This window comes from Paracoccus salipaludis, from assembly GCF_002287065.1.
GTDB classification, from domain to species: Bacteria; Pseudomonadota; Alphaproteobacteria; order Rhodobacterales; family Rhodobacteraceae; genus Paracoccus; species Paracoccus salipaludis.
This window is the reverse complement of the sequence record NZ_NSJZ01000031.1, coordinates 1-13,907: the sequence shown is the minus strand read 5'-3', so window position 1 is coordinate 13,907 and position 13,907 is coordinate 1. Positions and strand designations below refer to the sequence as shown.

Annotated in this window: 12 protein-coding genes; 9 read left to right on the top strand and 3 right to left on the bottom strand. The window is 63.5% G+C overall.

Annotated elements, in window-relative coordinates; genetic code table 11:
- Positions 1 to 59 precede the first annotated feature (59 nt).
- Both CK240_RS16465 and CK240_RS16460 read right to left on the bottom strand, forming a co-directional pair.
- Positions 60 to 263: a hypothetical protein gene (locus CK240_RS16465; protein WP_240517530.1), complete on the bottom strand. Its 204-nt coding sequence runs from the start codon at positions 261 to 263 to the stop codon at positions 60 to 62.
- A gap of 126 nt (positions 264 to 389) precedes the next feature.
- The gene (locus CK240_RS16460; protein ID WP_095641401.1) at positions 390 to 2,579 is read right to left on the bottom strand and encodes a hypothetical protein; all 2,190 of its coding nucleotides are present in this window, start codon (positions 2,577 to 2,579) and stop codon (positions 390 to 392) included.
- A gap of 337 nt (positions 2,580 to 2,916) precedes the next feature.
- On the opposite strand from CK240_RS16460, the gene CK240_RS16450 reads away from it, so the two are divergent.
- The 9 genes from CK240_RS16450 (at position 2,917) to CK240_RS16410 (ending at position 13,256) form a co-directional block, all read left to right on the top strand.
- Positions 2,917 to 3,372, top strand: coding sequence for a DUF2924 domain-containing protein (locus tag CK240_RS16450; RefSeq protein WP_095641399.1), 456 nt, complete (start codon positions 2,917 to 2,919; stop codon positions 3,370 to 3,372).
- Positions 3,369 to 4,694 (top strand): recombinase family protein, encoded by a 1,326-nt coding sequence (locus CK240_RS16445; protein WP_095641398.1) that lies wholly within the window; start codon positions 3,369 to 3,371, stop codon positions 4,692 to 4,694. The genes CK240_RS16450 and CK240_RS16445 overlap by 4 nt, the downstream gene beginning before the upstream one ends.
- On the top strand, positions 4,691 to 5,077 hold the full coding sequence (locus tag CK240_RS16440) for a hypothetical protein (protein WP_095641397.1): 387 nt from the start codon (positions 4,691 to 4,693) through the stop codon (positions 5,075 to 5,077). The genes CK240_RS16445 and CK240_RS16440 overlap by 4 nt, the downstream gene beginning before the upstream one ends.
- An 81-nt stretch (positions 5,078 to 5,158) precedes the next feature.
- Positions 5,159 to 5,749, top strand: coding sequence for a restriction endonuclease subunit S domain-containing protein (locus tag CK240_RS16435; protein ID WP_095641396.1), 591 nt, complete (start codon positions 5,159 to 5,161; stop codon positions 5,747 to 5,749).
- Entirely contained in the window at positions 5,749 to 7,266 is a 1,518-nt protein-coding gene (locus CK240_RS16430; protein ID WP_095641395.1) for a type I restriction-modification system subunit M, read from the top strand. Before CK240_RS16435 ends, CK240_RS16430 begins: the two co-directional genes overlap by 1 nt.
- Complete coding sequence (locus CK240_RS16425; protein ID WP_095641394.1) at positions 7,259 to 8,461, top strand: restriction endonuclease subunit S; 1,203 nt, start codon at positions 7,259 to 7,261, stop codon at positions 8,459 to 8,461. Before CK240_RS16430 ends, CK240_RS16425 begins: the two co-directional genes overlap by 8 nt.
- Positions 8,454 to 9,185 carry a DUF3800 domain-containing protein gene (locus CK240_RS16420; protein ID WP_095641393.1) on the top strand — a complete coding sequence of 244 codons (732 nt, stop codon included), beginning with the start codon at positions 8,454 to 8,456 and terminating at the stop codon, positions 9,183 to 9,185. Before CK240_RS16425 ends, CK240_RS16420 begins: the two co-directional genes overlap by 8 nt.
- A gap of 142 nt (positions 9,186 to 9,327) precedes the next feature.
- Complete coding sequence (locus tag CK240_RS16415; RefSeq protein WP_095641392.1) at positions 9,328 to 12,543, top strand: type I restriction endonuclease subunit R; 3,216 nt, start codon at positions 9,328 to 9,330, stop codon at positions 12,541 to 12,543.
- Positions 12,540 to 13,256, top strand: coding sequence for a M48 family metallopeptidase (locus tag CK240_RS16410; RefSeq protein WP_095641391.1), 717 nt, complete (start codon positions 12,540 to 12,542; stop codon positions 13,254 to 13,256). The genes CK240_RS16415 and CK240_RS16410 overlap by 4 nt, the downstream gene beginning before the upstream one ends.
- Before the next feature lie 89 nt (positions 13,257 to 13,345).
- Here the strand turns inward: CK240_RS16410 and CK240_RS19030 are convergent.
- The coding region (locus CK240_RS19030; RefSeq protein WP_205957891.1) for a M48 family metalloprotease at positions 13,346 to 13,907 on the bottom strand (562 nt) is incomplete at its 5' end.

Sequence of the window (13,907 nt, the reverse complement as noted above, 5' to 3'; positions counted from 1 at the left end):
CTCTCGGGCCTCAGGGCGTCGTGCGCCTCTGATGATCGGGGGAGTGGGTGGGCGGCGCGTTAGCGCGCGGGCGCGGTCGCCTGGTTCAGCGTGCCGCAGCGGCGGCAGGTGGCCGTCGCCGGAAGGCTCACCAGGTATTCGTGGCCGCGGGCGAAGCTCAGATGCATCACGCCGTCACGGCGCACGCCCAGCAGCTTGCCGCAGCAGCTGCACCGCCAGTCGTTCGCAGTGCCCGCAATGCGGGTGGCGAGGCCAGCAGTCACTTTGCGGGCCGGGCGGAAGGAAGTGGGGGTTGGCATTTGGAATGCTCCTCTGTGATCAGGAGCCCTTCCAATAATCACCGGAATATCGGACCGGCGTCCGCCAGGATTCGGATCAGCGTCCGACTCTCAGGTCGTGCGGGGCAGATGATCGGTCTTCAGCCGCCAGAAGTTCTGTCGATGGTTCTCGAAGTAGACGCCCGCAACCGTCTGCCGCGCACTCGACGGCCACGCGTCCTTGGGACTTTTGACACCCGTACCCTCAGTCAGGACGCCGGTCCGGACTTCGGTCGCCCCCGACTGGTAAGCCGCAACGAGGCGCTCCACGATGAGCATCTGCTTCGTTCCCGAGACCGGCAGTGGCGCAAGCCCTGGAATGTAAAGCATGGCGGACGACGATCCGAACCGTGCCAGCGTTACCTCGCTGCCACCCAAAGCCAGCCAACGGCCGATCTTGAACCGCTCGAGCATGGCCGATTGTGCAGCCTCATCGATCTTCCCGTTGCTCAGGAGGTCGCCCAGCGGCATCACCACATTGGGACCGAGATGCGAGAACGGTGTGGGGGCAGCGGTTAGGACGATCCCGATGCCGCCATCTTGCCGGCTGCGCAGAATGACGTCGAGGCGCGACAGCGTCTTGGCCTGATCAAGACGACGCGCGAAATAGACTGGAATTTCCGCCTCAGGCGCCTTCCACCGTCCAAGATAGAGGAGATCTTGATCGAGTTGATCCGCCCCTGCGCGCCCGATCAGCGGCTTGAACGCGCTGACCAGGATCTCTTCGAGCCATTCGCGCCGGATCACATACTGGCGGATATCCTCGAGGGGAACATTCCCGAGTTCTTCTCCGTGAAGGCCAGAAGCCTCAGCTTGGCCTCGTCGGGTCATCGCACCGATGGTGACATCGCCAAAATCATCGTCGTCGTCCAACAGGACAACATTTTGCTTCTTGCGAAGCTCAAGAACACCAGCCTGCATCAGACGCTTGGGGTCGAGCCCGTGCTGTCGGATCATCCCGCCGCCAATTTCATCTTCGGGAAGATCGTGCAGGGCGAGAAGAGCGGGTAGGCACTGGCTCACCTCACGATCGTCGAGAACTTGCAGCCGATCGAGAATGCCCCAGAACTGAAGCAGCCGATAACCAAGGTCGCGCTGTTCAGGATCGGCCTTGCTCTGGAGGTTGGAGCGGGTGTCGCCAAAGGAGATCTCGAGCGATCGCCCTTTCCTGTCGCCCGGACGGGAATAGTGCACCGCCACTGCAAGCCGGCTGAATCCCTCGGCGTGCTTGAGTATCCGATCGCCACCAAGGTAACGCTGCGCGACGGCTTCGATATCGTCGTCGATGGTCACCCGCAGCGAGAGCCGCCGTGACCAGTTGCCCAAGCGAAGTTCCACCTCGATCAGGCGTGCAGCCGACACGTCCACGTCGTCCCATGCCGGCAAGGGGAGCAAAAGGGACTCCCGAAACCGAGACAGATCGTATCGCCGCCAGCTCAGGGGTTTGCTGGAAAGATCGGCCTTTAGAACCACCTCTGCAAATCCGTCACCCAGGACCTTGCGCACCTTCGGGGCTGGCCCGCAGATTTCAATGGCACGTTCCGCGGGCGTCCAGATCAACGTCGCTTCATTGGGCGGGCGGAAATAGATCGGGCTCCGCACCCCATTGTTCTTGTAGTTAAGAACGCTGGACAAGGGGCCACCGTGACGAACAATCACCATCACCGATGCGGGATGGGTCTGGGTCGCGGGCAGATCAATACTGCGGATGGTGACGCGCGAAGGCAGCTCGAGCTTGGCTGTCAAGAGCGCGGCCAACGCCTCCTCGTCGATCTTTTCGGCGTCGATCCGGTCAGCCGTTCCCGCGATCGCCTCGAACGAGTCGTACATCTTGCCAAAATCGCGGTATTGGCGTGCCGCGTGAAACGCTTCGGCGTCCTCGAAATCTTCTGGGTGACGCAGGAACAGCCATGTGCTTCGGCAGAGCGCGTCCGGCTGGTCATAAAGCTCCTCCATTTCCTCGTGCGATCTGCGGTCGACGGCCACATGCTCGAGCGATGTCGGTCCCTTGCCCACCGCGAGGGAGCGAATCCGCCTGCAGCGGTCCTCCACTGGGCGCAAATCATCGGCCGCAAAGGCGTCCAGTCGGCCGAGCAATTCCGCGCGCCAGTCATCTTTATTGTCTGTCGTCGGCCAGTCGATCGCGATTTCAGGTTCGCTATCGGACCCCCGGTATTCGAGGATCTCGCGCAGCAGGGGGATCGGCGCCGTTTCAACGAAATCGAAGGTTTCCTGGCCGAGATTGCGAAACTTCCGGCTCATCGGATGCCTCACCGTCAAATGATAACGCTCGCGTGATTACAGCGCAGGCATGCCCGCTGCGGCAATATCTTTGTGCACCGTGTCCCGATCCGCCGGCACGGGTGGCTTTTCATCTTCGAGAAGCCCGTGAGCCCGAGATGAAACGACCCAATCCCCTGTCCCCCATACTGATGACCACAGCCGAGCGCCGCGCCGAGCTGTGCCGTCTGCTGGCCCTCGGGTTGACCCGCTTACGGAGGCGCGACGCGGGCGAAGTGTCTGACGATATTGGAGAACGTTGCCTACACTATCCGGCCGACCAATGCCGTCATGCAACTCCAACTCACCGGAGAAATGCATGAACAAGCCCGACCCCATCCCCGCGCGCCTGGCCGCGCTGAAGACCACGCCGACGCCCGACCTGAAGCGACAGTGGCGTGACCTCTTCGAGAGTGAGCCGCCGCCATTCAACCGCCGCTACCTTGAATCCCGCCTGGCCTATCGCATCCAGGAACTCGCCTATGGCGGACTGAAGCCCGAGACCATCCGACGGCTGGAGCGGCTCGGCGAGGAACTGGACGGTGGCGACAAGACGAAGCGTGGCATCCGCGCCGACCGCGGTCGTCCCATCACCGGCACGCGCCTGCTGCGCGAGTGGCAGGGCGTCGAGTACGTCGTCACGGTCACCGCCGACGGCTTCGAATGGCAGGGGCGGCCCTACAAGTCGCTGTCCGCCATCGCCCGCGCCATCACCGGCACGCGGTGGAACGGCTGGGTGTTCTTCGGGCTCAAAAACCATAGGGGGCGGCCATGACGAAGCCACCGGAAAAGTCGAAGATCGTCCGCAAGCTGCGCTGCGCCGTCTACACCCGGAAATCCTCCGAGGAAGGGCTGGAGCAGGAGTTCAACAGCCTGCATGCCCAACGAGAGGCCTGCGAGGCCTACATCGCCAGCCAACGCTCCGAAGGCTGGGTGCTGGTCCGCGATCAGTATGACGACGGCGGCATCTCGGGCGGGACGTTGGAACGGCCCGGCCTGAAGCGGCTGCTTGAAGACATCGAGGACGGGCTGGTCGACGTGGTGGTGGTCTATAAGATCGACCGCCTGTCGCGCTCGCTCGCCGATTTCGCCAAGCTGGTTGAGGTGTTCGACCGGAACGGCGTGACGTTCGTCTCGGTCACGCAGTCGTTCAACACCACCACCTCCATGGGGCGGCTGACGCTGAACATCCTGCTCTCGTTCGCCCAGTTCGAACGCGAGGTCACGGCTGAACGCATCCGCGACAAGGTCGCCGCCAGCCGGAAGAAGGGTATGTGGATGGGGGGCGTGCCGCCCTACGGCTACCGGGTGGAAAACCGCAAACTGCTGGTGGACGAGGAAGCCGCAGGGCACGTCCGCTGGATCTTCGCCCACTTCCTCGAGATCGGGTCGGGCACGGAGCTGGCGAGAGAGATCACGAAACGCGGCATCCGGACGCCGCGCGGCAACCGGATCGACAAGAAATACATCTACCGGATGCTGAGCAACCGCGCCTACATCGGTGAGGCGGTGCACAAGGGCGACAGCTACCCCGGCGAGCACGACGCCATCATCGACCGCGAGACGTGGGACCGCGTCCACGCCATACTGCAGGAGAGCTCGCGCAAGCGCGCCGCGCGCACCCGCGCTGAGACGCCCGCACTGCTGAAGGGGCTGCTGTTCGGCCCGGATGGCGCGGCCTTCTCGCCGACGCATACCCGCAAGGGCGGGCGGTTGTACCGCTACTATGTCAGCCAGACAGTGCTGAAGCATGGCGCTGGATCCTGCCCCATCGGCCGCGTGCCCGCGGGCGAGATCGAGGCCGCGGTCTTCGACCAGCTGCGCGCCGTGTTCCGCCAGCCCGAAATAGTGGCGGGCACATGGAAGGCGGCGCGCGCGCACGCCGACGACATCTCCGAGGCCGAAGCCCGCGCGGCCCTGCAGCAGCTCGACCTGCTTTGGGACGAACTCTTCCCCGCCGAACAGTCACGCATTGTGGCGCTGTTGGTCGAGCGTGTCGACATAGGCACGGACGGGCTCAACGTCGGGCTCCGCGTCGACGGACTCAGCAGCCTCGCTCGCGAGATGCTGGCCGGGGGCGTCGGAGAAGCGGCGTGACCCGCGCGTCGCCGATCCCCGAGACGGTGACGCTCCACGTGCCGTTCCGCGTCGTGAAGCGCGGCGGGCGCAAGGAAATGCACCTGCCCGACGGTTTCAGGCCAGACCGCAAGGCGGACAACACGCTGGTCAAGGCGCTGGCCCGCGCCTTCCGCTGGAAGCGGATGCTCGAGGCGGGTGAGTTCGCCACCATCGCAGAACTGGCCGAGCGAGAGGGGATCGCACCATCCTACATAACCCGCGTCCTGCGCCTGACGCTGCTAGCGCCGGACATCGTCGAGGCAATCCTGGACGGGAAGCAGGGGCCGGAGGTGACGCTGGCACAAGGACTGGAGCCGTTCCCCCTCGCATGGCAGCTGCAGAGCTCGCATTTTTCTCTGTAGGACGAAAACTGCATTTCGAATGATTGACTCGTCGGGTGAGATAGCCTATATCTCTGTAAGCGCCTTACAGAGGATTTTTCCATGCGGCTCGCGGAGCTTTCTGACATTCACTCCGGCTACACGGCACGCGGCAGACTCGAACCCCTGCCTGAGGGCGGCGTGCCGGCGCTGCAGCTGCGTGATGTCGGGACGGAAGGCGCGGCACCGGGCCCAGACTTCCAACGGTACGATCTGGGCAAGCTGCCCGACCGATACTTTGTCCGTGGCGGCGAGGTCGTGTTTCGCTCGCGTGGCGAGCCGAACGCTGCGGCGGCAATTCGCGATCCGCTTCCGGAGCCTGCCGTGGTCATCGTTCCGCTGGTGATCGTTCGCCCGGACAGGGCCCGCATTCTCCCCGAATACCTCGCTTGGGCCATCAACCAGCCCGACGCGCAGCGCAGGCTCGGCGCGGAGGCACAGGGTACAAGCCTCCGGATGATCCCGATGGCGGTCCTCGAAAACCTCGAGATCGCCGTCCCCGACCTGCCCATGCAGAAACGCATCGTCGAACTCAATGCCTTGGCTCGGCAGGAGGGGAAGCTGCTTCGACAGCTCGCCGCTAGCCGGGAAGAACTCGTAAGCGCCATTCTCGGCGAGGCCGCGAAGGCCGCCGACCAAAAGGAAATTGTCTGATGACCAACCAGATCACCCAAGACCAGGTCAATAATGCCGCCTGGGCGGCTTGCGACACCTTCCGGGGCGCAGTCGATCCCGCTCAGTACAAGGACTACATCCTCGTGATGTTGTTCCTGAAGTATATTTCGGACCTCTGGAACGACCACCTCGAGACCTACCGCAAGCAGTATGGCGACGACGAGGCACGCATTCGCCGGCGCCTCGAGCGCGAGCGTTTCATCCTGCCTGAGGGCGCCAGCTTCTATGACCTCCACGCCCAGCGGAACGAGGCCAATATCGGCGAGCTGATCAACATCGCGCTGGAAAAGATCGAGGACGCAAACCGGGCCAAGCTCGAGGGCGTCTTCCGCAATATCGATTTCAACTCCGAGGCCAATCTCGGCCGCCCGAAGGATCGTAACCGCCGCCTCAAGAACATGCTTGAGGACTTTGCCAAGCCTGCCCTCGACCTGCGCCCGTCGCGCGTGACCGAGGACATCATCGGCGAGTGCTACATCTACCTGATCTCGCGCTTCGCCTCGGACGCCGGCAAGAAAGCGGGCGAGTTCTACACGCCGACTGCCGTGTCGCGTCTACTGGCCAAGCTGGCGGCACCGCAGCCCGGCAACACGATCTGCGACCCCGCCTGCGGGTCTGGCTCGCTGCTGATCCAGGCCTCGCAGGAGGTTGGGTCCGAGAATTTCGCCCTCTACGGGCAGGAAGTGAACGGGGCGACTTGGGCGCTGGCCCGCATGAACATGTTCCTGCACGCTAAGGACGCCGCTCGCATCGAGTGGTGCGACACGCTCAACAGCCCCGCGCTGGTCGAGGGCGACCACCTGATGCGCTTCGACGTGGTGCTGGCCAATCCGCCGTTCTCGCTCGACAAGTGGGGCGCGGAGGACGCCGACAGCGACCAGTACAAGCGCTTCTGGCGCGGCGTGCCGCCCAAGTCCAAGGGCGACTACGCCTTCATCACCCACATGATCGAGATCGCCAAGCGGCAGTCCGGCCGCGTCGCGGTCATCGTGCCGCACGGCGTGCTGTTCCGGGGCGGGGCCGAGGGGCGCATCCGGCAGCAGCTGATCGAGGAGAACCTGCTCGACGCCGTCGTCGGCCTGCCGGCCAACCTGTTCACCACCACGGGGATCCCGGTCGCCATCCTGATCTTCGATCGCTCGCGCGAAGAGGGCGGCGCGAACGAGGACAGGCGGGACGTGCTGTTCATCGACGCCAGCAAGGAGTTCACGCCGGGCAAGACCCAGAACGTGATGGACGAGACGCATGTGGCGAAGGTGCTGGAGACCTACGCCACCCGCGCAGAGGTCGCGCGGTATTCGCACCGGGCGGCGCCTGAGGAGATCGCCGAGAACGGCTACAACCTCAACATCCCCCGCTACGTCGACACCTTCGAGGCGGAGGACGAAATCGACGTCGCTGCCGTGCAAAAGGACATCCAGCGGATCGAGGCCGAGCTGGCCGAGGTTCGGGCGAAGATGGCCGGGTATCTGAAGGAGCTCGGCGTTGATGCGTGAGCCTTACGCCAAGCTACCACTCTCAAAGGTTGCGAGGATCGAGCGGGGCAGGTTTTCCGCGCGCCCCCGAAACGACCCGAAGTATTACGGCGGCGAAATCCCTTTCTTGCAAACCGGCGATATCGCGAGAGCGGGTCGCATCATTCAGGGTTGGACACAGACGCTGAATGAACTCGGCCTTGGCGTGAGTAAGATGTTCCCGCGCGGCACGATCTTCATGTCGATTGCCGCGAACATTGGTGATGTGGCCATTTCAGGCTTCGATGCCGCCTGCCCAGACAGCGTGGTGGCTGTGAAGCCGCGCAACGGCGCTGATTCCGAGTGGCTTTTCCAGTCGCTGAAGTTTTCGAAGAACGACTTGGCGGCGCTCTCCACCCAAAACGCACAAGCGAACCTAAGCCTTGAAAAGATTGAGCCTTTCAGGATTCCCGTTCCCCCGCTTCCCGAACAGCGCAAGATCGCCGAGATCCTGCGGACCTGGGACGAGGCGCTCGAAAAGCTCACCGCCCTCCGCGCGCTGAACATCCGCCGCCGCGTCTGGTTCCGGACCCATCTGTTCACCGGCAAGATCAGGTTGCCCGGCTTCACGGGCGACTGGCGCGAAGTTCCGCTGAGCGAGGTTCTGGACGAGCACGGATCGAAATCGACCGGGGCGGAGGAGGTCTATTCGGTCTCGGTCCACAAAGGGCTGGTGAACCAGGTCGAGCATCTCGGCCGGTCGTTCTCGGCCGCGAACACCGACCACTACAACCGCGTCCTGCCGGGCGACATCGTCTACACCAAAAGCCCCACGGGCGATTTCCCGCTCGGCATCATCAAGCAGAGCAAGATCGACCGCGAAGTCATCGTCTCGCCGCTCTACGGGGTCTTCACCCCGCAGACCTACGCGCTTGGCGTGATCCTCGACGCGCTCTTCGAGTCGCCGCTGGCCGCCCGCAACTACCTCCATCCCCTCGTCCAGAAGGGCGCCAAGAACACGATCGCGGTCACCAACAGCCAGTTCCTCGAAGGCAAGCTCCGCCTCCCGATGGACCCTGCTGAACAGGCCGCCATCGCCGATATCGTGAACGCCTCTCACGCCGAGTGCGCAAGTATCGAAGCCGAGATCGAAGCCCTGACCCGCCAGAAACGCGGCCTCATGCAGAAGCTGCTGACGGGCGAGTGGCGCGTGAAGCTGGAGGCGCCGGTTGCCTGACTTCTCGGACTTCATCGTCTATGCCGACGAGAGCGGCGATCACGGGATGGTCAGCATCGACCCGCAATATCCCATGTTCGCGCTGACCTTCTGCGTCATGCGCAAGGACGAGTATGTCGGCGCCGTCGTGCCCGCCATGCAGCGGTTCAAGTTCGGCATATGGGGGCACGACTCGGTCGTCCTGCACGAACATGAAATCCGCAAGAGCCTCGGCCCCTTCGGCGTGTTGCGCACCGACCGTGCCTTGCGGACACGCTTCTTCGACGAACTGAACGCGCTGATGGACGCGGCCCCGATGAAGATCTTTGCCTCGGTCATCGACAAGGAGAAGCACCGCGCGAAATATGCGAACCCCTGGAACCCCTACGAGATCGCCCTGCATTTCTGCATGGAGCGGCTGCAGGCCATGATGAACCGCTTCGAGCAGCACGGGAAGACCGTTCACGTCGTGTTCGAGAGCCGGGGCGCGAAGGAAGATGCCGAGCTTGAGCTGGAGTTCCGCCGCATCGCCAGCAACCAGAGCCATTGGGGCTACCGCCGGCACGACTTCAGCCGCTTCGACTTCCAGCCGGTTTTCATCCCGAAGGCCGCGAATGCCTCGGGCTTGCAGCTGGCCGACCTGACGGCCCGGCCCATCGCGCTGTCGCGGCTGCGCCCGGGCCAGCCGAACCGCGCGTTCGAGATCATCGAGCCCAAGCTGGGAGGGCTCAAATGCTTCCCCTAAGCGCTTGTCAGACAGGAAAAAACAAAGGGGCCCCGGAAACTCCAGGACCCCTTTGTCGACCGGGAAATGCCCAATCCTTTGGTCCGTATATAGCCACAGAGCCCCTTGACCGCAAGTTAATCCGGGCCCGGGAGCGCGCCCCATGACCTTCAACGCCGCCGAGAAACACCAGTCCCAGGTGCCAGCACTGCAGCTGCTGGTGGCGCTGGGGTTTAAGCCGCTCTCGCAGGAGGAAGCGCTGCGCCTCCGCGGCGGGCGGCTGCGGAACGTGGTGCTGGACGACGTACTCGCTGAGCAGCTGATGCGCATCAACCGCTTCACGCACCGGGGCCGTGAGTACGCCTTCGACCTCGAGGACGCGCACGAGGCGATGCGACGGCTGAAGCCCACGCCGGATCGGCTGAAGGGTCTGCGCGGCACCAATCAAGACATCTACGACACGCTCGTCCTCGGCACGACCATCACGAAGTCCATCGACGGCGACTCGAAGAGCTACTCGTTCCGCTACATCGATTGGGAGCGGCCGGAGAACAACGTCTTCCATGTCACTGCCGAGTTCTCGGTCGAGAGGACAGCGTCGAGCCAGACCAAGCGTTGCGACATCGTCGCGTTCGTGAACGGCATCCCGATCCTCGTGATCGAGAACAAGCGGCCGACCGAAAGCCTGAAGAAGGCGGACAGCCAGCTGATCGGCTACCAGAACGAGGACAACATCCCGCAGCTCTTCCACTTCGCGCAGCTGCTGATCGGCATGAACCGGAACGAGGCGCGTTATGCGACCGTCGGCACGCCGCGAAAGTTCTGGCAAACTTGGCGGGACGAGGAAGACACCGACGAGGCCATCGCGCCCTTCTCAAACCGCGTGCTCACCGTGGCGGAGAAGGACGCCATCTTCTCCGGCGACTTCGCGGATGCACGTGCCTATTTCGACGCGATGGCCGCCGAGGGCGAACGCGCGGTCACGGCCCAGGACCGGACGGTTTATGCACTCTGCCGCCCGGAGCGGCTGCTCGATCTTATTCGCCGCTTCACCGTGTTCGATGGCGGCGTCCGCAAGGTTGCGCGCCATCAGCAGTTTTTCGGTATCCGGCGCGCCGTGGAAACGGTCAAGCAGCACGATGTCAGCGGCGCCCGCAAGGGCGGCGTGATCTGGCATACACAGGGCTCGGGCAAGTCGCTGACGATGGTGATGCTGGGGCGCTCGCTCGCTCTCGAGCGCAGCATCGAAAACCCGCGGATCATCATCGTCACGGACCGCGATGATCTCGACAAGCAGATCAAGGACACCTTCAAGTCCTGTGACCTCGAACCGGTTCGGGCGACGAGCGGGGCCCACCTTCTGGAGCTCGTCCAGAACAAGGCTCCGCTGGTCACCACGATCATCAACAAGTTCGACACGGCGCTGAAGAACAGCAAGCTGGCGGACGACGATCCGAATATCTTCGTGCTGGTCGACGAGAGCCACAGGACGCAGACGGGTCGCTACGGCGGCCACAGCCAGTTCGCCGCCAAGATGCGCCGCCTCCTGCCCAAGGCCTGCTACCTCGGCTTCACCGGCACGCCCCTGCTCAAGAAGGAGAAGAACACACTGTCGACCTTCGGGCGGCTAATCCACCGCTACGCCATCGACGAGGCGGTCGCCGACGGCGCCGTCGTGCCGCTGCTCTACGAGGGACGGCTCGTTGAGCAGCAGGTCTCGGGCGCCGTTATCGACCGTTGGTTCGACAAGATCAGCGAGGGGCTGACCGAGAACCAGAAGCGTGATCTGAAGCGGAAATTCTCCCGGATGGACGCCTTGGCCAAGACCGATCAGGCAATTCGAGCCAAGGCTTTCGACATCTCCGAGCACTTCCGCCAGCACTGGCAGGGGACTGGGTTCAAGGCGCAGCTCATCGCCCCGTCGAAAGCGGCGGCCGTCCGCTTCAAGGAGGTCCTCGACGAGATCGGCCACGTGTCGAGCGCGATCGTCATCTCGCCGCCGGACGAGAACGAGGGCAACGAGGAGGTCGACCAGGAATCCAAGGATCTCGTGCGGAAATTTTGGTCGTCAATGATGGCGCAGTACAAGACCGAGGAAGAGTACAACCGCCAGATCATCGACGCCTTCAAGGGCTCCGGCGATCCAGAGATCCTGATCGTCGTCTCCAAGCTCCTTACCGGCTTCGACGCGCCCCGTAACACGGTCCTTTACGTCTGCAAGTCCCTGAGGGAACATAACCTCCTGCAGGCGATTGCGCGCGTGAACCGGCTCTACGAGGACGGTGGCACGGAGAAGCAGTTCGGCTTCATCATCGACTACGAAGGGTTGCTGGGCGAGCTCGACAGCGCCCTGACGACCTATAGCGCATTCGAGGGGTACGAGGCGGCGGACCTCGCCGAGACGGTGCATGACGTCCGGGAGGAGATCCGCAAGCTGCCCCAGCTGCACGATCAGCTCTGGGACCTGTTCAAGCCGGTCCGGAACAAGAAGGACATGGAGCAGTTCGAGCAGCACCTCGCTGACGAGGCGCAGCGCCATGAGTTCTACGCGCGGCTTAAGGCGTTCAGCCGGTGCCTGCACATCTCGCTCTCGTCCGACAAGCTTTTCGATGTTTTCGACGAGGCAAAGGTCGATGCCCTCAAACGGGACTGGAAGCAGTTCTCCGAACTCAAGCGCTCGGTCCAGCTTCGCTACCAGGAGACGGTCGATGTCCGCGAGTTCGAACCGAAGATCCAGAAGTTGCTCGATGACCATGTCGTGGCGATGCCGGCGGAGACCATCATCGAGGTGGTCAACATCAACGACCCCGACGCGCTGAAGGCTGTCATCGAGGAGACGGGGGTCTCCGAGGCCTCGAGGGCGGATCGCATCGCCAGCGCGACCCGCCGGGCAATCACCGAGAAGATGGATGAGGACCCGACGTTCTACAAACAGTTCTCCGAGCTGCTCGAAGAGACCATTCGCGCCTATCGCGAGAAGCGGCTCTCCGAGCGCGAGTACCTGAACAGCGTCGTGGACCTCGCGAGCAAGGTGGCACGCAAGGATCGGGGCCGGGATGTTCCCGAAAGCATCCGGGGCGATGAGGATGCACAGGCGTTCTTCGGCGTCCTGGAAGGTCAGCTCAAGATCGAGGACGATGAGCCGGTGGCCGGCGACGAAGCAGCATCCATCGCCCTGGAGATCATCGACATCATCAAGTCCCACCTGATCGTCGACATCTGGTCGAACGAAGTGGCCCAGAACAAACTGCGCAATGCCATTGATGACTACTTCTTCGACGTTCTGCGTGACGAGAGGGGCGTCGACCTGCCCGTGGAGGTGCTCGACGATCTCGAACTCAAGATCATGGATCTTGCTCGGGCCCGGTTCGCGGCATGACGCGGGAACTGCACTGCCTGAAGTACGGCGAGCAGGAGATCCGGTACGAGATCGTCCGCCGTCCGAGGAAGACGCTAGAGATCGCCGTCGAGCCGGATGCTTCGGTAGTGATCGCGGCCCCGGAGGACGCGACGCTCGACGCAATAGAAGCCAAGCTGCGGAAGCGCGCGGCATGGGTGACGCGGCAGCAGCGGTACTTCGCCCAGTTCCTTCCAAGAACACCGGAGCGCAGGTTTGTCGCCGGTGAGACCCATCTCTACCTTGGGCGCCAGTATCGGCTGAAGGTCGTCCCGCATGTCCAGGAATGCGTGAAGCCGATCCGCGGCTTCATCGTTGTGCAGACACACCGGCCGACCAGGCCGGAGGTGACGCGCGAACTGGTCGAGGCATGGTACCGGGACCGGGCACACATCAAGTTTCCGGAGCGGATCGAGCTCTGTCTCGGCCACTTCCCGAATCCGGAGGCATTCAGGCCGAAAGGTCTCATCGTACGCCAGACCCGGCAGCGATGGGGATCCATGTCGCCGGCCGGACGCCTGCTTCTGAACCGCCGCCTCGTGCAGGCGCCGGTCGACGCCATCGACTACGTGATCACCCACGAGCTCTGCCATGTGGCGGAGCCTCATCACGGTGCTGCCTTCTTCGAGCTGCTCGACAAGGTGATGCCCGATTGGGAGCGTCGGAAGCAGAGGTTGGAAAGGGCCATGGCGTGAGAACTTCCGAACCCGGTCGTGGCAGACGCAAACGCGACTCCAATCCAAGCAATTTCAACGGCTTGAATTTCGTCAATATCTACATGGGCTTATGAGAAATTCACCAAATCGGCGCAGTCATGAGGTCCAGAGAATATCGGCCCTGAGAGACCGCTTCGGGGCCTCTTGGCGCGGGGGCCAGTGCTCAGCCCCTCCCGCATAACCCTCGAAAACAACGAGAAATTCCGGCCGCAGCCGGATCGGGAGAACGCCTTCGTGGGGGCAAGTGGCGGAGGGGATGGGCTTGATATCCAACCTTCTCTGGAAGACCTGCCTTCTGACAGGTCGCCGTTCTGCTGTCCGAGCCAGCTTGCCAGCGAGACGAAGCGCGACATCATGTCTGCGAGGCTCATGATCCAAAGGTCGCGGCTGGCGATATGCCCGATCTCATGCGCCAGAACCCCGGCGAGTTCTCGGCCGTCGAGCAGGCCGAGCAGCCCGTCGGTGACGCAGATGGCGCTGTCCTCGGGGCTGCCCAGGGCGAAGGCGTTCGGCAGCCGGCTCGGCACTTGATAAAGCGCCGGCGCGCGCTGCAGCTCGGCCCTGCGGGTGAGTTCGGCCAGGGCCGCGACGAGACCGGGGGCATCACGACCGGTGAGCCGCTGCGCCTGG